The following is a 25,593-nucleotide window of genomic DNA, read 5'->3' on the forward strand; positions in this document are numbered from 1 at the left end:
TTTGTTTACTTTTGGAATGGCATTCCGATTTGTGTTAACAATTCACGAGCTTCTTCATCAGTGTTAGCTGTCGTAACGATAACAATATCCATTCCACGAACCTTGCTTACTTTATCGTAATCAATTTCAGGGAAAATTAATTGTTCTTTCACACCTAATGTGTAGTTTCCACGACCGTCAAATGCCTTTTTAGAAACACCACGGAAGTCACGTACGCGTGGTAGTGAAATTGAGACTAATTTATCTAAGAACTGATACATGCGTTCGCCGCGTAGCGTAACTTTTGCACCAATCGGCATACCTTCACGAAGACGGAAGCCAGCGATTGATTTCTTTGCACGAGTTACAACAGGCTTTTGACCAGTGATAATAGCTAATTCTTCAACAGCAACATCAAGAGCTTTTGCGTTTTGAACAGCGTCACCAATCCCCATGTTTACGACGATTTTTTCCAATCCAGGAACTTGCATTACTGATTTATAATTAAACTTGCTCATTAGAGCAGGAGTAATTTCTTTTACATATTTTTCTTTTAGGCGGTTCATTCAGGCGTACCTCCCTTCTTTAATGACTATTTATCAAGAACTTGACCAGATTTTTTTGCAACGCGTACTTTCTTTCCGTTCACTTCAGTGTAACCAACACGAGTTGGAGCACCAGTTTTAGGATCGATTGGCATAACGTTTGATACATGGACAGGTGCCTCTTGGCTAATAATTCCGCCTTGCGGATTAGCTTGTGAAGGTTTAGAGTGTTTCTTCACTACGTTAACACCTTCTACGAGTACACGGCTCTGTTTAGGATAAGCTTCAAGGATTACTCCTGTTTTGCCTTTATCCTTACCGGAGATGACCATTACTTTGTCACCTTTTTTAACATGCATCTTGCGCACCTCCTTAAAGGCATAGAAATTTATTATAGTACTTCTGGAGCTAAAGAAACGATTTTCATAAAGTTGCTATCGCGAAGTTCACGAGCAACTGGGCCAAAGATACGAGTTCCACGTGGACTCTTGTCTTCTTTAATGATTACACATGCGTTTTCATCAAACTTAATGTATGAACCATCTTTACGACGTGCACCACTCTTTGTACGAACGATTACGGCTTTAACAACATCACCTTTTTTAACAACGCCACCTGGTGTTGCTTGTTTCACAGTACAAACAATAATGTCACCGATACCGGCTGTTTTACGGCCAGAACCACCTAGTACTTTAATTGTTAATACTTCACGTGCACCAGAGTTGTCAGCAACCTTCAAACGTGTTTCTGTTTGGATCATGCTTGTAACCTCCCTTCGGATTTAACTTATCCGAACTATTAAATAATAACAGCTTGTTCTACTACTTCAACTAAACGGAAGCGTTTTGTAGCTGAAAGTGGACGAGTTTCCATGATGCGTACCACGTCGCCAACTTTTGCTTGGTTTTGCTCATCATGAGCTTTAAACTTCTTAGAGTACTTTACGCGCTTACCATATAGAGGATGCTTTTTATATGTTTCTACAAGAACAGTGATAGTTTTATCCATCTTGTCAGAAACAACGCGTCCTGTGTAAACTTTGCGTTGGTTGCGTTCACTCATTTGCGAACCTCCTCCCAATTATCGATTGTTAACGCCGATTTCTCTTTCACGAATCACAGTTTTCATGCGAGCAATCGCTTTGCGCACTTCACGAATGCGAGCTGTATTTTCAAGTTGACCAGTCGCCAATTGAAAGCGAAGGTTGAAAAGCTCTTCTTTTAAAGATTTAACTTTTTGTTCAATTTCGGCAGTGGTAAGTTCTTTAATTTCATTAGCTCTCATTTGATTCACCACCAATTTCTTCACGTTTTACAAACTTACATTTTACAGGAAGTTTGTGTGATGCAAGACGCAATGCTTCACGAGCGATTTCTTCAGAAACACCCGCAACCTCAAACATGATACGACCAGGTTTTACTACAGCTACCCAACCTTCTGGAGCCCCTTTACCTGAACCCATACGCACTTCTAGAGGCTTAGCAGTATATGATTTGTGTGGGAAAATTTTAATCCAAACTTTTCCTCCACGCTTCATATAACGAGTCATCGCAATACGCGCTGATTCGATTTGACGGTTCGTGATCCAAGAAGCTTCCATAGCTTGTAGACCGTATTCACCAAACATTACTTCAGTACCGCCCTTAGATTGACCGCGCATATTTCCACGGTGTACACGACGATATTTTACGCGTTTTGGTAATAACATATTATTTGCCTCCTTCCTCGGTTTTCTTCTTCGTAGGAAGGACCTCTCCACGATAAATCCATACTTTTACGCCAAGTTTACCGTATGTTGTATCTGCTTCAGCAGTAGCGTAATCGATATCTGCACGAAGAGTATGAAGTGGAACTGTTCCTTCGCTGTAATGTTCTGAGCGAGCAATATCCGCACCGCCTAAACGACCAGATACCATAGTTTTGATTCCTTTTGCGCCAGCACGCATTGCACGTTGAATAACTTGCTTTTGTGCACGACGGAAAGAAACACGATTTTCTAATTGACGAGCGATATTTTCTGCTACTAACTTAGCATCGATATCCGCTTTTTTGATTTCAAGAATGTTGATATGAACACGTTTGCCAGTTAGTTCGTTAAGAGCCTTACGAAGTGCTTCAACTTCAGTACCACCCTTACCGATAACCATACCCGGCTTAGCAGTGTGGATTGTGATATTTACACGGTTTGCAGCACGCTCGATTTCAATTTTAGAAACAGAAGCATCGCTCAAACGCTTTGTAACGTATTCACGAACTTTGATGTCTTCGTGTAAAAGATCAGCATAGTCTTTGCCTGCGTACCATTTAGATTCCCAATCACGGATGATCCCAATACGCAATCCGACTGGATTTACTTTTTGACCCACGGCTTATCCCTCCTTCTTTTCTGATAAAACGATAGTAATATGGCTAGTGCGCTTATTGATTTGGCTTGCACGACCCATTGCGCGAGGACGGAATCTCTTTAAAGTTGGTCCTTCGTCAACGAAAGCTTGAGCAACTACTAGGTTATTAACATCCATTTCGTAGTTATGCTCAGCGTTTGCCATAGCAGATTTTAATACTTTTTCCACGATTGGAGAAGCTGCTTTAGGCGTTAAGTTTAAAATCGCCACTGCTTCACCAACTTGCTTTCCTCGAATTAAATCAACGACTAAACGAGCTTTACGAGGAGCAATACGAACTGTTCTTGCAACAGCTTTAGCTTGCATGAAAATGCCTCCTCTCATTAACGTCTTGTTTTCTTGTCATCATTACCATGGCCTTTGTAAGTACGAGATGGAGCAAATTCTCCAAGCTTGTGACCTACCATGTCTTCAGTAACATATACAGGCACATGTTTGCGACCATCATAAACCGCGATAGTATGGCCAATAAATTGTGGGAAGATCGTTGAACGTCTTGACCAAGTTTTAACAACTTGTTTGCCGTCAGTTTCGTTAAGTTTCTCGATCTTAACCATTAAATGATCATCAACAAATGGTCCTTTTTTCAAGCTGCGACCCATGCTTGAACCTCCCTTCGTGACTGATCTACGGTTCTATTGGCGAACCGTAGGACAATCCCGTTATTTTTTACGACGACGTACGATAAACTTGTCGGATTTGTTTTTCTTTTTGCGAGTTTTCGCTCCAAGAGTTGGTTTACCCCATGGAGACATTGGAGATTTACGTCCGATAGGTGAACGTCCTTCCCCACCACCGTGTGGGTGATCGTTAGGGTTCATTACAGATCCACGAACAGTTGGGCGTTTGCCTAACCAACGAGAACGACCTGCTTTACCAATGTTGATTAACTCATGTTGTTCGTTACCAACTTGACCAACTGTTGCGCGGCAAGTTGCTAGAATCATACGAACTTCACCAGAGTTCAAACGTACGATAACGTACTTATCTTCTCTACCTAGGATTTGCGCAGAAGTTCCTGCTGAACGAACTAATTGTCCGCCTTTTCCTGGTTTTAATTCGATGTTGTGAATGGTTGTACCCATTGGAATGTTTGCAAGTGGTAAAGCATTACCTACTTTAATATCTGCCTCAGGGCCAGACATGATTTCCGTTCCAACTACTAAGTTTTTCGGAGCTAGGATATAACGCTTTTCTCCATCAACGTAGTTAATTAATGCAATGTTTGCTGAACGGTTTGGATCGTACTCAATTGTAGCAACGCGTCCTGGAATGCCATCTTTATCGCGTTTAAAGTCGATTAAACGATATTGACGCTTGTGACCGCCGCCTTGATGACGAACAGTAATCTTACCTTGGTTATTACGGCCAGCCTTGTTCTTTAATGGAGCTAATAAAGACTTTTCTGGTGTGCTTGTAGTGATTTCTGCAAAATCAGATACAGTCATACCACGACGGCCGTTAGAGGTAGGTTTGTACTTTTTAATCGCCATGCTGATTCCCTCCTTTTCTTACGGTTGTATTATGCTTCAAAGAATTCGATTTCTTTGCTATCAGCTGTTAGTTTTACGATTGCTTTACGACGCTTATTTGTGTAACCGCCGAATTTACCCATACGCTTGAATTTCCCTTTATAGTTCATGATGTTAACTTTTTCAACATCCACACCAAAGATTTTTTCTACAGCGTCTTTAACTTGGGTTTTATTAGCTTTCACATCAACTTCAAATGTGTATTTTTTTTCTGTCATTAAATCAGTTGAGCGTTCAGTGATTACGGGGCGCTTAATGATATCGCGTGCATCCATTATGCAAGCACCTCCTCTACTTTTTCAACTGCAGCTTTCGTCATGATTAATTGATCATGATTTAATACATCTAAAACATTAATGCCATCTGCTGTTACCACAGTAACACCTGGGATGTTACGAGCTGATAATGCAACATTTTCATCTAAATCTGCAGTAACGATTAAAGCTTTCTTCTCAACAGAAAGACCCTTTAACACACCTGCAAATTCTTTTGTTTTCGGTGCTTCGAAAGCTAGGCTCTCTAATACTAAAATGTTTTCTGCTAATACTTTTGATGATAAAGCAGATTTAATTGCTAAACGGCGAACTTTCTTCGGTAATTTGTAGCTGTAGCTACGAGGAGTAGGACCGAATACGATTCCACCTCCGCGCCATTGTGGAGAGCGGATTGAACCTTGACGTGCACGTCCTGTTCCTTTTTGACGCCATGGTTTACGTCCACCACCACGAACTTCAGAACGATTTTTTACTTTATGATTACCTTGACGTAATGATGCTCTTTGCATAACAACCGCTTCAAAAAGCACATGATTGTTAGGCTCGATACCAAATACGGAATCATTTAATTCGATTTCGCCAACTTGTGTACCTGCTTGGCTGAATAATGATACTTTCGGCATTTACGTTTTGCCTCCTTTCTTTGAAAATAATTATGCTTTTACCGCACTTTTAACTTGAATTAGTCCGCGTTTTGGTCCTGGTACATTTCCTTTTACTAATAAAAGGTTACGTTCAGCATCAACCTTAACGATTTCTAAGTTTTGTACTGTTACTTGTTCTCCGCCCATTCTTCCAGCTAATTTCTTACCTTTGAAAACACGGTTTGGAGCAACAGGTCCCATTGAACCAGGACGACGATGATAACGAGAACCGTGAGCCATTGGCCCGCGTGATTGTCCATGACGTTTGATAACACCTTGGAAACCTTTTCCTTTTGAAACTCCAGTAACATCTACTGTATCGCCAGCAGCGAAAATTTCTACTTTGACTTCCTGACCAACCTCATAAGCTACTAAACCATCTCCGCGGAATTCCTTAACGAAGCGCTTAGGAGCAGTGTTAGCTTTAGCTGCATGGCCTTTTTCTGGCTTGTTAGCAACTTTTTCACGTTTAGTTTCAAATCCAACTTGAACTGCTTCGTATCCATCAACTTCAACTGTCTTCTTTTGAAGAACTACGTTGTCAGCAGCTTGGATTACAGTTACAGGGATAAGATCTCCGTTTTCAGCAAACACTTGAGTCATACCGATTTTTCTACCTAAGATTCCTTTGGTCATTAGTCACACCTCCTATTGATTTTCCTTGTTTATTCATTAAAGTTTGATTTCGATATCTACACCTGACGGTAAGTCTAAACGCATAAGTGAATCAACTGTTTGTGGAGTTGGGTTCACGATGTCAATTAGACGCTTGTGTGTACGCATCTCGAATTGTTCACGAGAATCTTTGTACTTATGAACCGCACGAAGGATCGTGTAAACTGATTTCTCAGTCGGTAATGGAATCGGGCCTGAAACAGCCGCACCAGAACGCTTTGCAGTTTCTACAATCTTTTCAGCTGATTGATCAAGAATTCTGTGATCATAAGCTTTTAAACGGATACGAATTTTTTGTTTTGCCATTATTTTCCCTCCTTTTTCGCCTATTTCGCTATAGACATTCTCCGTGAAAATTTCCCACACACTCGCCATGGCAAAGCGGCCGGGTGTGTCAGCAACCTTTCACATCATCGCAGTCAAAGACCAACATTGTCTATTATACATAAACACTAGGTCATTTGCAACAATTATTATGTTGAAAACCTTGTGATTCGCACTTTTTTTATTATAGCGACCTAGATGTAAATTTTCAAGAGCAGATTTAAAAGACCAAAATTTACATAATACATTTCTCTTCTATATTATATAGAAGAAACTTGAATGAAAAATCCATACAAAAAGCAGATGGCGTCCCATCTGCTTTTATAAGGTCTTGATATTATTCAGTGATTGTAGTGATTGAACCAGAACCTACAGTACGTCCACCTTCACGGATAGAGAACTTAGTTCCTTCTTCGATCGCAACTGGTGCGATTAGTTCAACAGTCATTTCGATATGGTCCCCAGGCATAACCATTTCAGTTCCTTCTGGAAGCATACAGATACCAGTGATGTCAGAAGTACGGAAATAGAATTGTGGACGGTAGTTAGTGAAGAATGGAGTATGACGTCCACCTTCTTCTTTAGATAAAACGTAAACTTGTGCTTTGAACTTTGTGTGTGGAGTGATTGACTTTGGCTTAGCCAATACTTGACCACGTTCGATTTCTTCACGAGATACCCCACGAAGAAGTGCACCGATGTTATCTCCAGCTTCAGCATAGTCAAGAAGCTTACGGAACATTTCTACACCTGTTACAGTAGTAGATTTTGGCTCTTCAGTGAAACCAACGATTTCAACTACGTCACCAACTTTAACTTGTCCGCGCTCTACGCGTCCAGTTGCAACTGTTCCACGACCAGTGATTGAGAATACATCCTCAACTGGCATCATGAAAGGCTTATCAGTGTCACGAGTTGGTGTTGGAACATACTCGTCAACTGCATTCATAAGTTCGATAACTTTAGCTTCCCATTCAGCTTCGCCTTCTAATGCTTTAAGAGCTGAACCTTTAATTACAGGAATGTCGTCTCCAGGGAAATCGTATTCAGAAAGAAGGTCACGAACTTCCATTTCAACTAATTCTAATAATTCTTCGTCATCAACCATGTCACACTTGTTTAAGAATACAACAAGGTAAGGTACACCTACCTGGCGAGAAAGAAGAATGTGCTCACGTGTTTGTGGCATTGGGCCGTCAGCAGCAGATACTACTAAGATACCGCCGTCCATTTGAGCAGCACCAGTGATCATGTTTTTAACATAGTCAGCATGTCCTGGGCAGTCAACGTGTGCATAGTGACGAGTTGCAGTTTGGTATTCTACGTGAGAAGTGTTGATTGTGATTCCACGTTCTTTTTCTTCTGGAGCAGCGTCGATTTGATCATATCCGCGTGCTTCTGCACCACCAGCTTTTGCAAGAACAGTTGTGATAGCAGCAGTTAAAGTTGTTTTACCGTGGTCAACGTGACCAATTGTACCAATGTTAACGTGTGGCTTAGAACGGTCGAATTTAGCTTTACCCATTAGGAAATCCTCCTTAATAATAAAAAATTATATTTTATGTAAGCGTAGAAAAAAGGGTTGTCCCTAGTTTCTACGCTTCATAGCTTACAATAGTAGTTATACTTTAATAGTGAATGAAAATCAATTATTCACCTTTATTTTTTTTGATGATTGCTTCAGAGATTGATTTAGGTACTTCTTCGTAGTGGTCAAAGTGCATTGTAAATACTCCGCGACCTTGTGTACCAGAACGTAATGAAGTAGCATATCCAAACATCTCAGAAAGAGGTACCATTGAACGAACAACTTGTGCATTACCACGAGCTTCCATACCCTCAACACGACCACGACGTGATGTAATTCCGCCCATGATATCACCCATGTACTCTTCAGGAATTACAACTTCTACTCTCATAACCGGTTCAAGGATAACTGGTTGACACTTAGAAGCAGCGTTTTTAAGCGCCATAGATGCAGCAATCTTAAACGCCATTTCAGATGAGTCAACATCATGGTAGGAACCATCAAACAGTCTTGCTTTAATATCTACCATTGGGTAACCAGCAAGTACCCCACGCTCAAGCGCATCTTCAAGACCTGCTTGAACTGCTGGGATGTATTCACGTGGTACAACCCCACCGACGATACCATTTTCGAATTCAAAGCCTTTTCCTTCTTCGTTTGGAGAGAACTCGATCCAAACGTGTCCGTATTGTCCACGTCCACCTGATTGACGCGCAAACTTTCCTTCAACTTGCGCTGAACTACGGAATGTTTCACGATATGCAACCTGTGGTGCACCAACGTTTGCTTCTACTTTAAATTCACGACGCATACGGTCAACAAGGATATCAAGGTGAAGCTCACCCATACCCGCAATGATAACCTGACCAGTTTCCGGATCAGTATGCGCGCGGAATGTTGGATCTTCTTCTTGAAGTTTTTGTAATGCCGTTGTCATCTTGTCTTGGTCAGCCTTTGACTTAGGTTCAACAGAAAGTTGAATAACTGGCTCTGGGAATACCATTGATTCTAGGATAACAAGGTTTTTGTCATCACAAAGTGTATCACCAGTAGTAGTATCTTTCAAACCAACAGCTGCAGCAATGTCACCGGAATAAACCTTGGAGATTTCTTGACGGCTGTTTGCATGCATTTGCAGGATACGACCAACACGTTCACGTTTTCCTTTCGTAGAATTCTGAACATAAGATCCAGACTCTAATGTACCTGAGTACACACGGAAGAACGTTAATTTTCCAACATAAGGGTCAGTCATAACTTTGAATGCAAGTGCAGCGAATGGCTCTTCATCACTAGAGTGACGTACAATTACCTCTTCTGGATCATCCACAGCATGACCATTAATTGCTGGTACATCTAATGGTGATGGAAGATAATCGATTACTGCATCAAGCATTAACTGAACACCTTTGTTTTTGAATGCTGTTCCGCAAACTACTGGATAGAATTCAACGTTTGTAGTACCTTTACGAATAGCAGCTTTGATTTCTTCTTTAGTTAGCTCTTCGCCACCAAGGTATTTCTCCATTAATTCTTCATCTAGTTCCGCAACTGCTTCAACTAACTTTTCACGGTATTCTTCAGCTTGATCTTGATATTCAGCAGGGATTTCACCAACTGTAATATCAGTTCCTAGATCATTAGCATAGAAAGTAGCTGTCATTTCAACTAAATCAATGATTCCTTTGAACTGGTCTTCAGAACCGATTGGTAATTGAATTGGATGTGCATTTGCTTGTAAACGTTCGTGAAGTGTTTTCACGGAATACAAGAAGTCAGCACCGATTTTATCCATTTTGTTTACAAATACGATACGTGGTACGCCGTAAGTTGTTGCTTGGCGCCAAACCGTTTCTGTTTGTGGTTCTACACCAGATTGTGCATCAAGAACAGCAACTGCACCATCAAGTACACGAAGGGAACGTTCAACCTCTACTGTGAAGTCTACGTGTCCTGGAGTGTCAATGATGTTTACACGGTGGTTTTTCCATTGAGCAGTAGTTGCCGCAGAAGTAATTGTGATTCCGCGTTCTTGCTCTTGTTCCATCCAGTCCATTTGAGAAGCACCTTCGTGTGTTTCTCCAATTTTATGGATTTTACCTGTGTAGTAAAGAATACGTTCTGTTGTTGTCGTTTTACCAGCATCAATGTGTGCCATGATACCAATATTGCGAGTTTTTTCTAAGGAGAACTCTCTTGCCATTGGGTCTTTCTCCTTCCTAGTAAGGATAATTTGGTTTTGAAGGTTATTCTACCAACGGTAGTGAGCAAACGCTTTGTTTGCTTCCGCCATTTTGTGTGTATCTTCACGTTTCTTCACTGATGCACCAGTGTTGTTAGCTGCATCGAGAATTTCATGAGCTAAACGCTCTTCCATAGTCTTTTCTCCACGGTTACGTGAATAGTTCACTAACCAACGAAGACCTAAAGTTGTACGACGCTCAGGACGCACCTCTACTGGTACTTGATAGTTTGATCCACCTACACGGCGTGCTCTAACTTCAAGAACTGGCATGATATTTTTAAGAGCTTGGTCGAAAACTTCCATTGGCTCTTTACCAGTACGTTCGCGAATAATATCAAATGCTGAATAAAGAATTTCTTGAGATTTACCTCTTTTACCGTCAATCATCATTTTGTTGATTAGACGAGTAACCAATTTAGAATTGTAAATCGGATCTGGTAAAACGTCTCTTTTTGCTACAGGACCTTTACGTGGCATGTTGTTTCCTCCTTTCAAAGATGCTTAAAAGCTATTTAGATAGATTATTTTTTAGCTGCAGTTTTTCCTGCTTTCGGTCTCTTAGTTCCATATTTAGAACGACCTTGCATACGGTTGTTAACACCAGCTGTGTCAAGTGCTCCACGAACAATGTGATAACGTACCCCAGGTAAGTCCTTTACACGTCCACCGCGAATTAAAACAACGCTGTGTTCTTGTAGGTTATGACCAATACCAGGAATATAAGCTGTTACCTCGATACCGTTTGTTAAACGAACACGCGCATATTTACGTAACGCTGAGTTCGGTTTCTTCGGAGTCATTGTACCAACACGAGTACATACACCACGTTTTTGAGGTGAAGATAAATTAGTTTGTGATTTTTTGAAACTATTGTACCCTTTATTTAACGCTGGTGATTTTGATTTTTCCTCGATTGATTTACGAGGTTTACGGACTAATTGGTTAATAGTAGGCATTTTTATTTCCTCCCTTCACGTTTTTGTTAAGCCCACACATCCAGGTGGTTCATTTTAAAGCAAAAACAAAGTTTTTGAAGATACGCTCGATCTACAAAAACAGTTTTTAATAAATAATTGCAACAGCTGCAGCAGCAACCTCAATTCCACAAGCTTTGCCGAGCTTTTTCATCGAGTCAACTTGCGAGATTGGAATTTGAACTTCTTTAGCTATTTGCATAACCTTTGCTGTTACCTTTGGGTCAGCATCAGTTGCAATGACTAAACATTTCACTTTCCCTTCTTGCAGTGCTTTTACAGTTTGCTTAGTTCCTACAATAATTTCTTTTGCCTGCAATACTTTTTCATAAGACATTTGATATCCTCCAAAGTATCAGGTGTATAGGAGCACCTTTGCTATATTATCATTTGTAAAAATCATTGTCAACTTTAATTTGAAATTTTTATGGTACTTGCGCTGGATGCGCAAGTACCATTTTAACAAACTTATTCAACTAAAGCTGGTTCTTCAGGCATTTCGCCTTTTAAGTATGACTCTGCTTTTCGGTAGCGAAGCATTCCCGTTCCTGCAGGTACTAACTTACCGATAATAACGTTCTCTTTAAGTCCAAGTAATTCATCACGCTTTCCTTTAATGGCAGCATCAGTAAGAACTCGCGTTGTTTCTTGGAAGGAAGCAGCCGATAAGAAAGAATCTGTCTCAAGGGAAGCTTTTGTAATACCAAGAAGTACCGGACGACATGTTGCCGGTAAATTCCCTTTGAGTAAGGCCTTTTCATTGGCGTCAGTAAATTGATGAACATCAAGAAGCGAACCAGGCAATACATCGGTTTCACCCGCATCGATAACGCGTACTTTGCGAAGCATTTGACGTACCATTACTTCAACGTGTTTATCACCAATTTCTACCCCTTGCATACGGTATACTTTTTGAACTTCACGCAATAAATACTCTTGTACAGCACCAATGTCTTTGACTTTTAATAGTTCCTTTGGATCAATAGAACCCTCAGTAAGTTCTTGTCCTCTAGCAATTCTATCACCTACGGAAACTTTTAATCGAGCCGTGTAAGGAGCACTATAGGTACGATCTTCATGCTCACCCTTAATTAGAATTTCATGCTGACGATCGCGGCCTTCATTTATGCTAATGATTTCTCCATCAAATTCGGCAATAACCGCCTGACCTTTCGGGTTACGCGCTTCAAACAATTCTTGGATACGCGGCAAACCTTGTGTAATATCGTCTCCGGCAACCCCACCCGTATGGAACGTACGCATTGTTAACTGTGTTCCAGGTTCTCCGATTGATTGAGCTGCGATAATTCCAACCGCTTCACCAACCTCAACCTCTTGGCCAGTTGCTAGATTGCGTCCATAACACTTTTTACATACACCATGTCTAGTGTTACAAGTAAACGCTGAACGGATATTTACTTTTTCAATGCCAGCATTGACGATTTCTTTGGCAATATCTTCTGTGATTAAACCATTCTCCTCAACAAAAACATGCTTCGTTTCCGGATGCTTAATCGCTTTACGAGCATAACGTCCGATAAGACGTTCTTCTAATGGTTCGATAATTTCCGTACCATCACGCAGAGCACTTACAATCAATCCGCGGTCTGTTCCACAATCATCATCACGAACAATGACATCTTGGGCTACATCAACTAGACGTCGTGTTAAATAACCGGAGTCTGCTGTTTTTAGGGCCGTATCGGCAAGACCTTTACGCGCACCGTGTGTCGAGATAAAGTATTCAAGAACCGTTAATCCTTCGCGGAAACTTGATTTAATTGGTAATTCAATGATACGTCCAGCCGGGTTGGCCATTAGCCCACGCATACCGGCAAGCTGTGTAAAGTTAGACGCGTTACCACGGGCTCCGGAATCACTCATCATGAAGATTGGGTTTGTTTTATTTAAAGACTGCATCAATTTTCCTTGAATGACATCCTTTGCTTGGCTCCAAATGGAGATTACGCGGTCATACCGCTCATCTTCCGTAATTAATCCGCGTCTAAATTGCTTTAATACATTATCAACTTTATTTTGGGCATCTTTTAAGATATCCTCTTTTTCACCTAAAACAACGATATCAGCAACCCCTACCGTAATACCAGCACGAGTTGAATATTTAAATCCTAAATCTTTCATGCGGTCAAGCATTTTAGACGTCTCTGTAATTTTAAAACGTTTAAATACTTCAGCAATGATGTTCCCTAAGATTTTCTTTTTAAATGGATCAATTAGAGGCATTTCCTTAATCTTTGCCCGAACATCAGCACCCTTACCAACAAAATATTTAGCAGGCGTTTCAACCTCTAAATTATGTTGAGTTGGCTCGTTAATGAATGGGAATGATTTTGGTAAAATCTCATTAAATATCAGCTTACCAACAGTTGTAATTAATAGCTGCTGGTTTTGTTCTTCCGTAAAGGTTTCATTATGAAGCGAGCCAGCATGTACTGCTACACGAGTATGCAAATGGGCATAGCCGTTTTGGTAAGCAATAAGTGCTTCATTTGTATCTTTAAATATCATTCCTTCACCAATAGCACCTTCGCGCTCAAGGGTTAGATAGTAGTTACCTAATACCATGTCCTGGGAAGGAGTAACAACCGGCTTACCATCTTTAGGGTTCAAGATGTTTTGAGCTGCAAGCATTAGAAGTCTAGCCTCTGCTTGGGCTTCAGCCGATAGCGGTACGTGAACCGCCATTTGGTCCCCGTCAAAGTCTGCATTATAAGCAGTACAAACAAGTGGGTGAAGACGAATCGCACGACCTTCTACAAGGGTAGGTTCAAACGCTTGAATACCTAGTCTATGTAGCGTTGGGGCACGGTTTAATAGAACTGGGTGTTCCTTAATCACATCTTCTAAAACGTCCCAAACATCAGGCTGAACTCGTTCAATCTTCCGTTTAGCAGATTTAATATTATGTGCTAAGCCCTTTTCCACTAATTCTTTCATAACGAATGGCTTGAATAATTCAAGAGCCATTTCTTTTGGTAGTCCACATTGATACATTTTTAAATTTGGTCCTACAACGATAACGGAACGACCTGAATAGTCAACGCGTTTACCTAATAGGTTTTGACGGAAACGACCTTGCTTCCCTTTTAACATATGGGAAAGTGATTTTAACGGACGATTTCCTGGTCCTGTTACAGGACGGCCACGGCGGCCATTATCAATTAAAGCGTCCACTGCTTCTTGAAGCATCCGCTTTTCATTTTGTACGATAATGCTTGGTGCACCTAAATCCAATAAGCGCTTTAAGCGATTATTCCGGTTGATAACTCGACGGTATAAATCGTTTAAATCTGAAGTCGCAAATCGACCACCGTCTAATTGTACCATCGGACGAAGTTCAGGCGGAATGACTGGTAGGACATCTAGAATCATCCATGAAGGCTCATTTCCGGAATTTCGGAACGCTTCTAGAACTTCTAAACGCTTAATCGCTCGGGTTCTTCTTTGCCCTTGCGCATTTTTCAACTCTTCTTTAAGAGCATTTACTTCTTTTTGAAGGTCAATGTCTTGTAAAAGCTTTTTAATGGCTTCAGCACCCATCGAAGCTTGGAACTTATTACCGTACTTATCACGGAATGAACGATATTCCTTTTCTGATAATAATTGTTTCTTTTCAAGCGGTGTATCTGCATTGTCAGTCACGACATAAGAAGCAAAATAAATGACTTCTTCTAATGCACGAGGCGACATGTCTAAAACTAGACCCATCCGACTTGGAATCCCTTTAAAATACCAAATATGGGATACCGGTGCAGCTAATTCAATATGGCCCATCCGTTCACGGCGCACCTTTGCACGGGTTACTTCAACACCACATCGGTCACAGACAACACCTTTATAACGAACGCGTTTATACTTTCCGCAATGACATTCCCAGTCCTTTGTAGGTCCGAAAATCCGTTCACAGAATAGCCCGTCCTTTTCTGGTTTCAACGTACGATAGTTGATTGTTTCCGGCTTCTTTACTTCACCAAATGACCAAGAACGGATCTTGTCGGGTGAAGCTAAGCCAATCTTCATATATTCAAAGTTATTAACGTCTATCAAGGGGCTACCTCCCTTTCAATCTACTTCGTTTTTCGAAGCAAACTTATTCAGAACTAATATTGAATAGTATTGATGTCTAGCTGCAGGCGCCATCGGCTCGAGGTCATAAGCCAATCCGACAAGAAGGTTAAAAAACAACCTTCATGCCAGCTCGTCTTATGCTTGTCGCCGATAGGCAGGCGCCTTCCGCTTTTCAATTCAATCTTTTAAACTAACTGTTTCAACTTCAGGTGTATCTACTTCTGGAGCTATTGGAAATGAGTCGGCTTGCCCGATGTCATCCTCATCTTCCATATCTCTCATTTCGATCTCTTCATCATTGCTTGAAAGGATTTTAACATCCATACCTAAGCTTTGAAGTTCCTTAATTAATACTTTAAATGATTCCGGAACACCTGGTTCAGGAACGTTTTCACCTTTTACAATGGCTTCATACGTTTTAACACGACCAACAACATCGTCCGATTTAACCGTTAAGATCTCTTGTAATGTATAAGCTGCACCATATGCCTCAAGCGCCCATACTTCCATTTCCCCGAAACGCTGACCACCGAATTGAGCCTTACCTCCAAGTGGCTGTTGCGTAACAAGTGAGTATGGTCCAGTTGAACGAGCATGAAGCTTATCATCAACCATGTGGGCAAGTTTAATCATGTACATGACACCAACAGAGATTCGGTTATCAAACGGTTCACCGGTACGGCCATCATAAAGAACGGTCTTAGCATCTCTTGCCATACCCGCTTCTTCAATTGTTGCCCAAACATCTTCTTCACTCGCTCCATCAAATACCGGAGATGCAACATGAATATTTAAATATCTAGCTGCCATTCCTAAGTGAAGCTCTAATACCTGACCGATATTCATCCGTGATGGAACCCCTAATGGGTTTAACATGATATCAACTGGTGTTCCATCAGGTAGATATGGCATATCTTCCTCTGGTAATATACGAGAAATAACCCCTTTATTACCATGGCGTCCCGCCATTTTGTCCCCTTCGGAAATCTTACGTTTCTGAACAATATATACACGTACAAGTTGATTTACTCCTGGAGGAAGTTCGTCTCCATCTTCGCGGTTAAAGACTTTTACATCTAAAACAATTCCACCACCACCATTTGGCACACGGAGAGAAGTATCACGTACTTCACGAGCTTTTTCACCAAAGATCGCATGTAGTAAACGTTCTTCAGCTGTAAGTTCGGTGACACCTTTAGGTGTTACTTTACCAACAAGAAGATCACCATCTTTTACTTCAGCTCCAATACGGATAATTCCACGCTCATCAAGGTTACGTAGTGCATCTTCCCCGACATTCGGGATGTCACGAGTAATTTCTTCAGGCCCTAGCTTTGTATCACGAGATTCAGACTCATACTCTTCAATGTGAATCGAAGTATAGACATCATCTTTCACAAGACGTTCACTCATGATGATAGCATCCTCGTAGTTATAGCCATCCCAGTTAAGGAAAGCAACTAACACGTTACGACCTAATGCCAATTCTCCAAGTTCCATCGAAGGACCATCTGCTAAAATCTCACCTTTTGTTACTCGGTTGCCGACTGCAACAATCGGGCGCTGATTATAACAAGTTCCTTGGTTAGAACGAATAAATTTCAATAACTTATATTTATCAAGGTCGCCTTTTACTTCTTGACCGTCGATTTCTTTCACCCGGCGGACCCATACTTCACGCGCTTCCACATGCTCAACAATACCATCATGTTTACAAATAACAGCCGCACCAGAGTCTTTACCTGAAACGTATTCCATCCCAGTTCCTACTCTTGGCGCCTCTGGTTGCATTAGAGGCACAGCTTGACGTTGCATGTTCGCACCCATCAAAGCACGGTTGGAGTCGTCATTTTCTAAGAATGGGATACAAGCAGTCGCTGCTGATACTACCTGTTTAGGCGAAACGTCCATATAGTCGATTCGATCACGATTAACAACAATATTTTCATCCTTAAAACGAGCAACAACATCCTCATCTAAGAATGAACCGTCATCACCGAGACGAGCATTCGCTTGCGCTACGACATAAAGATCTTGTTCGTCTGCTGTTAAATAATCGATTCTTGATGTTACTTTACCTGTTTCCGGGTCAATTCTTCGGTAAGGTGTTTCGATAAACCCAAAACGATTTACCTTAGCATAGGATGATAAAGAGTTAATCAATCCGATGTTTGGACCTTCCGGCGTTTCAATCGGACACATACGACCATAGTGAGAGTAGTGAACGTCACGAACTTCGAATCCTGCGCGCTCACGAGTTAATCCCCCAGGTCCTAGTGCAGATAATCGACGTTTATGGGTTAATTCAGCTAATGGATTGGTTTGATCCATGAACTGAGATAACTGTGAACTTCCAAAGAATTCTTTAATGGAAGCAATTACAGGGCGAATGTTAATTAATTGTTGTGGTGTAATCGTAGCTGTGTCCTGAATGGACATTCTTTCTCTTACCACACGTTCCATCCGAGATAAACCGATTCGGAATTGGTTTTGCAACAATTCACCTACAGAACGCAAACGACGATTTCCTAAATGGTCGATATCATCTGTATCACCAACACCATGCAATAAATTAAAGAAATAACTTATTGAAGCCATGATATCAGCAGGAGTAATATTTTTAATTGGCTCTTCGACATAGGCGTTACCAATGACGTTAATGACCTTTTCATTATCATCATAAGGAGCATAAATTTTAATAGATTGAAGAGTAACAGGCTCTTCGACTACGCCACCAACCGGTTGAGAAGTTTTATAGCCAATATGATTATTTTCTAAATAAGGGAGAACTTTATCTAACGTACGGCGGTCTAGAATAGCCCCTTTTTCAACTAGGATTTCACCTGTTTCAGGGTCTACCAAATTTTCTGCTACTCTTTGACCAAAGAGACGATTTTTTATATGGAGCTTTTTATTGATTTTATAGCGTCCAACACTTGCAAGATCGTAACGCTTTGGATCAAAAAATCTTGAAACTAATAAGCTCTTTGCATTTTCTACGGTTGGCGGTTCACCCGGGCGGAGACGTTCATAGATTTCTAACAACGCCTTTTCAGTACCTTCTGTGTTATCTTTATCAAGGGTGTTGCGAAGATACTCGTTATCGCCGATCAATTCGGTAATCTCTTGATTAGAACCGAACCCTAGAGCACGCAAAAGAACCGTAACGGGAAGTTTCCGAGTACGATCGATTCGAACATATACTACATCTTTCGCATCTGTTTCATATTCAAGCCAAGCACCACGATTTGGAATAACCGTAGCGGAAAAGCCTTTTTTTCCGTTTTTATCAAGCTTACCACTATAGTAAACACTTGGTGAACGAACAAGCTGAGATACGATAACTCGCTCTGCTCCGTTAATAACAAAGGTACCTGTTTCAGTCATCAATGGGAAATCACCCATGAAAACATCCTGGTCCTTTACTTCACCAGTTTCCTTGTTGATAAGACGTACTTTCACACGCAACGGCGCTGAATATGTGACATCTCGTTCTTTTGATTCCGCAACGGAATATTTCGGCTCGCCAAGACTGTAATCAATAAATTCAAGCGATAGATTACCAGTAAAGTCTTCAATTGGTGAAATATCCTGGAACATTTCACGCAAACCTTCATCTAAAAACCATTGATAAGATGCGGTTTGAATCTCAATTAAATTTGGTAATTCTAAAACTTCACTGATTCGTGCATAACTTCTTCGTTGGCGGTGTCGTCCATACTGAACTAGTTGACCTGTCAACTGATTCACCCCTCAAATCAAGCGTTATAGTTACATCTATTAAATCTTACAAATGCATGTTATAATAACACCTGTAAGACAAAAAGAAAAAGGGTTTTTAAGCTAAAAAACCACATTTTCACATTTACACTATTATTTTATTAGCATACCCCTCTATACCCAAATTTATACAATTAATGATTAAATTAGTATGTATACAGAGTATACTATGTTGGCATTTTATAATATTAGCATAGGGTATAATCCTACGTCAAATGTTTTGTTGCTTTGATAATAAAATATCCCTTTTTCTTATCAACCACTTCTACTTCCGCAAAAATCTCTTTCAGTTTATCGATTGCAGAAGGCGCCCCTTGTTTCTTTTGAATAACAACCCACAATTGCCCACCAGTCTGCAAATGGTCGAAACTTTGTTCCAAAATGGCATGGACCACCTTTTTACCAGCACGAATTGGTGGATTGGTTAAAATAGCTGCGAAGTCCCTTCTTTGCACACTATTTAAACAATCACTTTCGTAAATCACAACATTGTGAATCTGATTGGCCTGGGCGTTTTCACTCGCTAAAGAAAGGGCTCTTTCATTTACGTCCACCATATGCACAACTCGATTTTGAGCTTCCTTTGCAAGACTAAGCCCGATTGGTCCGTATCCGCAACCCACATCTAAAAGATCACCGTTTATGGACGGGAATTCAAACGCTTCAACTAACTCCCTAGAACCAAAATCAACTTCCCCTTTAGAAAAAACACCATTGTCTGTTTTAAATTTCAAAAGATGTTTCCTTAAGGTAAAATCAATGAACCTTGGTGCACTTTCCACATTTTGTTCTCTAGAATAATAATGATTTGTCATGATCGGCACCACCTTGAGAAATCCTTTCTAGCGAAAAAAAGCCCGCTTTATTAAGCGAGCTTTTCATTCTTGGATTACTTAACTTCAACGTTAGCTCCAACTTCTTCAAGTTTAGCTTTGATTTCTTCAGCTTCTTCTTTAGAAACGCCTTCTTTAATTGGCTTTGGAGTGTTGTCAACAAGATCTTTCGCTTCTTTAAGACCAAGACCTGTGATTTCACGTACAACTTTAATAACTTTGATTTTTTGGTCGCCTGCAGAAGCAAGAACAACGTCAAACTCAGTTTTTTCTTCAGCAGCAGCTGCACCGCCACCTGCCATTACAGCTACAGGAGCAGCAGCAGTTACACCGAATTCTTCTTCGATTGCTTTTACAAGGTCGTTTAATTCTAAAACAGTCATATTTTTAACTGCTTCAATGATTTGTTCTTTAGTCATGATAAATTTTCCTCCTTATTGGTTGTTTTCATTTTATCGATTATGGGAGTAAGCTCAGCTTACGCGCCTTGTTCTTCTTTTTGATCTGCAACTGCTTTTGTAACAAGAGCAAGATTGCGGATTGGAGCTTGAAGAACGCTGAGTAACATAGAAAGTAAACCTTCGCGAGATGGAAGTTCAGCAAGTGCTTTCACTTCTTCAACTGTCGCAACGCTTCCTTCGATAACACCAGCTTTGATTTCAAGTGCTTCGTTTTTCTTAGCAAAATCATTAAGGATTTTCGCTGGAGCTACAACATCCTCGTTAGAAAATGCGATAGCGTTCGGGCCTGTTAATGCGGCATTTAAACCTCCTAACTCAACAGCATCCGCTGCACGGCGAGTCATAGAGTTTTTGTATACTTTGAATTCAATGCCAGCTTCACGTAATTGCTTACGAAGTTCAGTTACTTGTGCAACTGTTAATCCACGGTAATCAACAACGATTGTTGATTTACTGTTTTTAAGCTTTTCTGCGATTTCATCAACAACAAGCTTTTTTGATTCGATTGCGCTGCTCATTCATAACACCTCCTGTAGTAGTACTACATTTATACCGAGCATATAAAAACCTCCACGCTGTTTAATAGACATGGAGGCAGATGAAAAAGTCGTAAAAGAAACGGACTGTATTCAATCAATTAACCTCGGTAGGATTTTTAAGCGTTAGCCCCTACTGTCTACGGTACAAATGTTATTTATTTCAAACAACAGATATTAATATATCATGGTGTTTTATTAATGTCAATTACCAATATATTACTTAACTGCAACTGAAGATGGATCTACCTTCACACCAGGTCCCATTGTAGAAGCAACAGTTACGTTCTTCATGTATGTTCCCTTAGCAGCAGCAGGCTTTACTTTTACCATAGTATCAAAAACAGTTGTAAAGTTTTCAATAAGCTTTTCGTTTTCGAATGACGCTTTTCCGATAGGAACGTGGATGTTACCCGCTTTATCAACACGGTATTCTACTTTACCCGCTTTGATTTCGTTAACTGCTTTCGTTACATCGAAAGTAACAGTTCCTGTTTTAGGGTTTGGCATTAAACCTTTAGGTCCTAATACACGACCAAGTTTACCAACTTCACCCATCATGTCAGGAGTCGCAACGATTACATCAAACTCAAACCAACCTTGTTGGATTTTGTTGATAAACTCTGAATCGCCAACAAAGTCAGCACCAGCAGCTTCTGCTTCTTTCACTTTTTCACCTTTAGCGAAAACTAAAACACGTTGAACTTTACCAGTACCGTTTGGTAATACTACCGCACCACGGATTTGTTGGTCAGCTTTCTTAGGATCTACTCCTAAACGGAAAGCTACTTCTAAAGTTGCATCGAATTTTGCATAGTTTGTTTTCTTTGCTAATTCAATCGCTTCAGCAATTGGATAAGCTTTTGTGCGATCTACAAGCTTTGCAGCTTCTAAATACTTTTTACCTTTTTTAGCCATTGTAAAATCCTCCTAAAATGTGGTAATAACGAAATTTTCTCCCACGAATAAAGGTTGCGAAGTGAAACTTAATTCGCCCCCGCAACCCCTTAACACTTCAAACACGGATTAATCTTCGATTACAATACCCATGCTGCGAGCAGTACCTTCAACCATGCGCATAGCTGCTTCAACGCTAGCTGCATTTAAGTCAGGCATTTTCTGTTCAGCAATCTCGCGTACCGTATTACGCTTAACTGTTGCTACTTTATTACGGTTTGGTTGACCTGAACCAGACTGGATTCCAGCCGCTACTTTTAAAAGAACAGCAGCAGGAGGAGTTTTCGTAATAAATGTAAATGAACGGTCTTCAAATACCGTAATTTCAACAGGAATGATTAAGCCAGCTTGATCAGCTGTACGAGCGTTAAATTCTTTACAGAATCCCATGATGTTAACACCCGCTTGTCCTAGTGCAGGACCAACTGGTGGCGCTGGGTTAGCTTTACCAGCAGGAATTTGTAATTTAACTACCTTAATTACTTTTTTAGCCACGAGACACACCTCCTTAAAGTCCGTGATGTGGTAATAGGGGGTTACCCTCCCACTCAACAAATTTCTTTATATAAAAATAAAGAACTTTACAAATTTGTCCATGCCTCAAATTTGAGACATACTGACCTATGAAATATTATCACTTTTTGAACTTGATTTCAAGTTTTTATGTTATATTTTTTCAATTTGCGTGAATTCCAGCTCCACTGGAGTGTCTCGACCAAACATATTTACTAACACCTTAAGCTTTCCTTTATCCTTATCCATTTCTTCGATGATGCCGGTAAAGTTCGCAAACGGTCCTTCTTTCACTTGGACGGTTTCACCTAAAGTGAAATCGTAGTCAACACGTTTTTCTTCAACACCCATCCGTTTTAAGATAAACGTTACTTCTTCGGGTAAAAGTGGAGTTGGTTTAGATCCAGATCCAGCTGAACCAACAAATCCGGTCACACCAGGTGTATTTCGTACAACATACCAAGAATCATCTGTCATCACAAGTTCAACTAATACATAGCCTGGAAAAACTTTTCTTTTAACCACTTTCTTTTTACCATTTTTAATATCAGTTTCTTCTTCCTCAGGAACAACAACTCGGAAAATTTTATCCTGCATCGCCATTGTTTCAACACGCTTCTCGAGGTTTGTTTTCACTTTATTTTCATACCCTGAATACGTATGAACAACATACCAATTCTTTTCCATGACTTTGGACTATGCGTCCTTCCCTCCCTAAATCAATTATAGAAAATTTATGTCAACTTCGTTTTTTACTCCAAATTAAAAAACCCGTTGAACGGGTTTTTTACAAAGTTGTTTCTTCTGTTCCATTATACCATAACTTACCACTAGTTATTCAAGGATTAGCCGGATTAACTCAGAAATCCCTAAATCAACTACAGCAAAAAACACTGCAAACAAGGTAACTGTCACCATAACAGTAATGGTATAACGTGTAAGCTCTTTACGTTTCGGCCAGCTAACCTTCTTCATTTCACGAACAGTATCTCGCAAAAAGTTGACAATTCGTTGCATTTCCTAACCCCCAAACTTGCCTTTACAAGGAATTTCTATCTATCTTCTTACTTTGTTTCACGATGTAAACTATGTTTATTACAGGTTTTACAGAACTTTTTTAATTCAAGTCTACTTGTTTGTGTTTCTTTATTGCTTTCCGTTGTATAATTGCGAGATCCGCAATCCACACAAGCAAGAATAACTTTTTTATTCATCAAAATGACACCTTCTATGCGGGCATAATATCCTTAAAAATGTAACACGGGACTATTGGTCTGTCAATAATCGTCACAATTTTATAATAAACACTTTTTTCCTTTTAAAGAGAAAATTCCCGAAGCTCTAAGTATCGTTCCAGCTTTCTTTTTACACGTTGGAGTGCATTATCAATCGATTTGACATGCCTGTTTAACTCTTCTGAAATTTCTTGGTACGATTGTCCGTCCAAATAGAGGGCCAATACTTTTCGCTCTAAATCACTTAACAATTCTGCCATCTTAAATTCAATTTGGTCAAATTCTTCCTGGCTAATAATAAGCTCTTCAGGATCTAATACTTTTGCTCCTGAGATGACATCCATTAACGTCCTGTCTGATTCTTCATCGTAAATAGGCTTGTCCAATGAGACGTAAGAATTTAACGGAATGTGTTTTTGTCTGGTTGCTGTTTTAATGGCGGTAATAATTTGTCGGGTGATGCAGAGCTCAGCAAACGCCTTAAAGGAGGTGAGCTTGTCCTCCTTAAAATCCCGAATTGCCTTATATAGCCCAATCATTCCTTCCTGTACAATATCCTCTTTATCCGCACCAATCAAAAAATAAGATCTTGCCTTTGCACGAACAAAATTCCGATACTTATGTATGAGGTAATCTAACGCTTCGCTTTCGCCTTTGTGGACCAAATCAACGATTTCTTCATCTTCCTTATGGGCATACATTTCGTTGATTTTTGTTCTTAAGTCACCACTCATTTCGTAGACCCTCCTTACCGTACAAGCATAGATAGAAATATTATACAGTAGAAAATTTCCAAGAGTCAAGGTGGTCACTGCTGTCCTCGGCGCCATTTTTCAAAAATTTCTGCCACTTCTTTCGTTAGCTTTATTTTTGATATCGGTTGCTGCTCTTGAATTTTGCGGACACTTTTTTCGATTTTTTTATCAATACCTTCAATTTCAATTAATAATTCACGTGCAGATTTTCTTAGAGCACCTTGTCCAAATATCGACCATTGCTCAGTGTAGTCGGAGGTAGCCACATGAACTTGTGTTCTCCGATTGTTTAATTGAATGGCTAATTTTTCAATTCGTTCATCAGCCGTTTCATTTTCTTTGGTAAAAATGATTTCCACCTTGTAATTGCGATACTTTTTTTCAATTCCTTGCACATAATGAGCATCGAAAACGATAATCACCCGATAACCTGTGTATGCCTGATATTCAGCCATCATTTCAATTAATCGGTCTCTTGCAGCAGGTAAATCCTTATCCCTTAAAGCGCGTAACTCTCCCCAAGCTCCTATCATGTTATACCCATCGACTAAGAGGATATCCATTTTATCCCTCTAGAGAATGTCTTGTTCGATAAACCTCATACATAAGAATAGCAGCCGCTACTGATGCATTTAATGAGGTCACATGACCGACCATTGGGAGATGGAACAGGAAATCGCACTTTTCACGAATAAGACGGCCCATCCCTTTTCCTTCACTGCCAATGATGAGGCCCAGTGGCATTTTTCCGTCTATTCGTCGATAATCCTGGCTGCCTTTTGCATCCGTACCAGCAATCCAAACCCCTTTTTCTTTTAATTCTTCAATCGTTCTTGCCATATTTGTTACTCTAACAACAGGGATATATTCAATAGCTCCAGTAGATACCTTTGCCACAGTTGCCGTCAAACCGACAGCACGACGTTTCGGAATAATGATTCCGTGGGCACCAACAGCATCTGCCGTTCTCATAATCGATCCTAAATTATGCGGATCTTCAATTTCGTCAAGGATGAGGAAGAAAGGTGGTTCCATTCTTTCTTCTGCCACTTTAAATAAGTCATCTAATTCAGCATACTGATACGCTGCAACATGGGCAATTACACCCTGATGATTACCGGAACTTAATTGGTCCAACTTCTTTTTCGGAACTAATTGAACTAATACTTTATTTTCGTTTGCCATATGGGCAATTTGTGCCATTGCCCCTTTTTGTAGCCCTTCTAGAATAAAAATTTTATTAATATCCCGCCCTGACTTTAATGCTTCTAAAACGGGGTTTTTTCCAATTACATAATCCTCGCTCAT

Annotated in this window: 32 protein-coding genes and 1 other annotated feature; all 32 genes read right to left on the reverse strand. The window is 40.3% G+C overall.

Annotation, left to right across the window (positions count from 1 at the left end):
- Positions 1-5: 5 nt before the first annotated feature.
- Positions 6-545, reverse strand: coding sequence for a 50S ribosomal protein L5 (gene rplE, locus ACX9YW_RS19925; RefSeq protein ID WP_460349799.1), 540 nt, complete (start codon positions 543-545; stop codon positions 6-8).
- Positions 546-571: 26 nt separating this feature from the next.
- Entirely contained in the window at positions 572-883 is a 312-nt protein-coding gene (gene rplX / locus ACX9YW_RS19930; RefSeq protein ID WP_460349801.1) for a 50S ribosomal protein L24, read from the reverse strand.
- A gap of 32 nt (positions 884-915) precedes the next feature.
- Positions 916-1,284 carry a 50S ribosomal protein L14 gene (gene rplN, locus ACX9YW_RS19935; protein ID WP_460349803.1) on the reverse strand — a complete coding sequence of 123 codons (369 nt, stop codon included), beginning with the start codon at positions 1,282-1,284 and terminating at the stop codon, positions 916-918.
- A 38-nt stretch (positions 1,285-1,322) separates the two neighbouring features.
- The gene (rpsQ, locus tag ACX9YW_RS19940; protein ID WP_460349805.1) at positions 1,323-1,586 is read right to left on the reverse strand and encodes a 30S ribosomal protein S17; all 264 of its coding nucleotides are present in this window, start codon (positions 1,584-1,586) and stop codon (positions 1,323-1,325) included.
- Between the two features lie 18 nt (positions 1,587-1,604).
- The gene (gene rpmC / locus ACX9YW_RS19945; protein ID WP_230498271.1) at positions 1,605-1,808 is read right to left on the reverse strand and encodes a 50S ribosomal protein L29; all 204 of its coding nucleotides are present in this window, start codon (positions 1,806-1,808) and stop codon (positions 1,605-1,607) included.
- Entirely contained in the window at positions 1,798-2,232 is a 435-nt protein-coding gene (rplP, locus tag ACX9YW_RS19950; RefSeq protein WP_460349807.1) for a 50S ribosomal protein L16, read from the reverse strand. Before rplP ends, rpmC begins: the two co-directional genes overlap by 11 nt.
- 1 nt (position 2,233) lies before the next feature.
- Positions 2,234-2,890 carry a 30S ribosomal protein S3 gene (gene rpsC, locus ACX9YW_RS19955; protein ID WP_460349809.1) on the reverse strand — a complete coding sequence of 219 codons (657 nt, stop codon included), beginning with the start codon at positions 2,888-2,890 and terminating at the stop codon, positions 2,234-2,236.
- A gap of 3 nt (positions 2,891-2,893) precedes the next feature.
- Positions 2,894-3,235: a 50S ribosomal protein L22 gene (gene rplV, locus ACX9YW_RS19960; RefSeq protein WP_042453964.1), complete on the reverse strand. Its 342-nt coding sequence runs from the start codon at positions 3,233-3,235 to the stop codon at positions 2,894-2,896.
- 17 nt (positions 3,236-3,252) lie between these two features.
- Positions 3,253-3,531 carry a 30S ribosomal protein S19 gene (gene rpsS, locus ACX9YW_RS19965; protein ID WP_460349812.1) on the reverse strand — a complete coding sequence of 93 codons (279 nt, stop codon included), beginning with the start codon at positions 3,529-3,531 and terminating at the stop codon, positions 3,253-3,255.
- 60 nt (positions 3,532-3,591) lie between these two features.
- Positions 3,592-4,422, reverse strand: a complete 831-nt coding sequence (gene rplB, locus ACX9YW_RS19970) for a 50S ribosomal protein L2 (protein ID WP_460349814.1) — start codon at positions 4,420-4,422, stop codon at positions 3,592-3,594.
- Between the two features lie 29 nt (positions 4,423-4,451).
- Positions 4,452-4,736, reverse strand: coding sequence for a 50S ribosomal protein L23 (gene rplW / locus ACX9YW_RS19975; protein ID WP_460349816.1), 285 nt, complete (start codon positions 4,734-4,736; stop codon positions 4,452-4,454).
- Positions 4,736-5,359, reverse strand: a complete 624-nt coding sequence (rplD, locus tag ACX9YW_RS19980; protein WP_460349818.1) for a 50S ribosomal protein L4 — start codon at positions 5,357-5,359, stop codon at positions 4,736-4,738. Before rplD ends, rplW begins: the two co-directional genes overlap by 1 nt.
- A gap of 30 nt (positions 5,360-5,389) precedes the next feature.
- Entirely contained in the window at positions 5,390-6,016 is a 627-nt protein-coding gene (rplC, locus tag ACX9YW_RS19985; RefSeq protein ID WP_460349820.1) for a 50S ribosomal protein L3, read from the reverse strand.
- Between the two features lie 36 nt (positions 6,017-6,052).
- A complete protein-coding gene (gene rpsJ, locus ACX9YW_RS19990) occupies positions 6,053-6,361 on the reverse strand; it encodes a 30S ribosomal protein S10 (protein ID WP_003354783.1) in 309 nt (102 codons plus the stop codon).
- Between the two features lie 355 nt (positions 6,362-6,716).
- Complete coding sequence (gene tuf / locus ACX9YW_RS19995) at positions 6,717-7,904, reverse strand: elongation factor Tu (RefSeq protein ID WP_460349822.1); 1,188 nt, start codon at positions 7,902-7,904, stop codon at positions 6,717-6,719.
- 124 nt (positions 7,905-8,028) lie between these two features.
- Entirely contained in the window at positions 8,029-10,110 is a 2,082-nt protein-coding gene (fusA, locus tag ACX9YW_RS20000) for an elongation factor G (RefSeq protein WP_460349824.1), read from the reverse strand.
- A gap of 48 nt (positions 10,111-10,158) precedes the next feature.
- Complete coding sequence (gene rpsG, locus ACX9YW_RS20005) at positions 10,159-10,629, reverse strand: 30S ribosomal protein S7 (RefSeq protein WP_460349826.1); 471 nt, start codon at positions 10,627-10,629, stop codon at positions 10,159-10,161.
- A gap of 44 nt (positions 10,630-10,673) precedes the next feature.
- Positions 10,674-11,108 (reverse strand): 30S ribosomal protein S12, encoded by a 435-nt coding sequence (gene rpsL, locus ACX9YW_RS20010; protein WP_460349828.1) that lies wholly within the window; start codon positions 11,106-11,108, stop codon positions 10,674-10,676.
- Positions 11,109-11,214: 106 nt separating this feature from the next.
- On the reverse strand, positions 11,215-11,463 hold the full coding sequence (locus tag ACX9YW_RS20015) for a 50S ribosomal protein L7ae-like protein (RefSeq protein ID WP_460349830.1): 249 nt from the start codon (positions 11,461-11,463) through the stop codon (positions 11,215-11,217).
- A 131-nt stretch (positions 11,464-11,594) separates the two neighbouring features.
- Entirely contained in the window at positions 11,595-15,194 is a 3,600-nt protein-coding gene (gene rpoC, locus ACX9YW_RS20020) for a DNA-directed RNA polymerase subunit beta' (RefSeq protein WP_460349832.1), read from the reverse strand.
- A gap of 198 nt (positions 15,195-15,392) precedes the next feature.
- A complete protein-coding gene (rpoB, locus tag ACX9YW_RS20025; RefSeq protein ID WP_460349834.1) occupies positions 15,393-18,956 on the reverse strand; it encodes a DNA-directed RNA polymerase subunit beta in 3,564 nt (1,187 codons plus the stop codon).
- A 245-nt stretch (positions 18,957-19,201) separates the two neighbouring features.
- On the reverse strand, positions 19,202-19,810 hold the full coding sequence (locus tag ACX9YW_RS20030) for a class I SAM-dependent methyltransferase (protein ID WP_460349836.1): 609 nt from the start codon (positions 19,808-19,810) through the stop codon (positions 19,202-19,204).
- Between the two features lie 74 nt (positions 19,811-19,884).
- Positions 19,885-20,247 (reverse strand): 50S ribosomal protein L7/L12, encoded by a 363-nt coding sequence (rplL, locus tag ACX9YW_RS20035; protein WP_460349838.1) that lies wholly within the window; start codon positions 20,245-20,247, stop codon positions 19,885-19,887.
- Positions 20,248-20,306: 59 nt separating this feature from the next.
- Entirely contained in the window at positions 20,307-20,807 is a 501-nt protein-coding gene (gene rplJ / locus ACX9YW_RS20040; RefSeq protein ID WP_460349840.1) for a 50S ribosomal protein L10, read from the reverse strand.
- Positions 20,808-20,841: 34 nt separating this feature from the next.
- Positions 20,842-20,989 (reverse strand) — a sequence feature (ribosomal protein L10 leader region).
- A gap of 55 nt (positions 20,990-21,044) precedes the next feature.
- Positions 21,045-21,743, reverse strand: coding sequence for a 50S ribosomal protein L1 (rplA, locus tag ACX9YW_RS20045; RefSeq protein WP_460349842.1), 699 nt, complete (start codon positions 21,741-21,743; stop codon positions 21,045-21,047).
- A gap of 108 nt (positions 21,744-21,851) precedes the next feature.
- Positions 21,852-22,277, reverse strand: a complete 426-nt coding sequence (rplK, locus tag ACX9YW_RS20050) for a 50S ribosomal protein L11 (protein ID WP_192654866.1) — start codon at positions 22,275-22,277, stop codon at positions 21,852-21,854.
- Positions 22,278-22,448: 171 nt separating this feature from the next.
- On the reverse strand, positions 22,449-22,982 hold the full coding sequence (nusG, locus tag ACX9YW_RS20055; protein ID WP_460349844.1) for a transcription termination/antitermination protein NusG: 534 nt from the start codon (positions 22,980-22,982) through the stop codon (positions 22,449-22,451).
- Between the two features lie 147 nt (positions 22,983-23,129).
- Entirely contained in the window at positions 23,130-23,312 is a 183-nt protein-coding gene (gene secE / locus ACX9YW_RS20060) for a preprotein translocase subunit SecE (protein WP_460349846.1), read from the reverse strand.
- 47 nt (positions 23,313-23,359) lie between these two features.
- Positions 23,360-23,509, reverse strand: coding sequence for a 50S ribosomal protein L33 (rpmG, locus tag ACX9YW_RS20065; protein ID WP_460349848.1), 150 nt, complete (start codon positions 23,507-23,509; stop codon positions 23,360-23,362).
- Positions 23,510-23,613: 104 nt separating this feature from the next.
- Positions 23,614-24,264 carry an RNA polymerase sporulation sigma factor SigH gene (gene sigH, locus ACX9YW_RS20070; protein ID WP_460349850.1) on the reverse strand — a complete coding sequence of 217 codons (651 nt, stop codon included), beginning with the start codon at positions 24,262-24,264 and terminating at the stop codon, positions 23,614-23,616.
- 74 nt (positions 24,265-24,338) lie between these two features.
- Positions 24,339-24,848 carry an NYN domain-containing protein gene (locus ACX9YW_RS20075; protein ID WP_460349853.1) on the reverse strand — a complete coding sequence of 170 codons (510 nt, stop codon included), beginning with the start codon at positions 24,846-24,848 and terminating at the stop codon, positions 24,339-24,341.
- Position 24,849: 1 nt separating this feature from the next.
- On the reverse strand, positions 24,850-25,593 hold the full coding sequence (gene rlmB, locus ACX9YW_RS20080; RefSeq protein ID WP_460349855.1) for a 23S rRNA (guanosine(2251)-2'-O)-methyltransferase RlmB: 744 nt from the start codon (positions 25,591-25,593) through the stop codon (positions 24,850-24,852).

This window comes from Pseudoneobacillus rhizolycopersici (assembly GCF_054786815.1).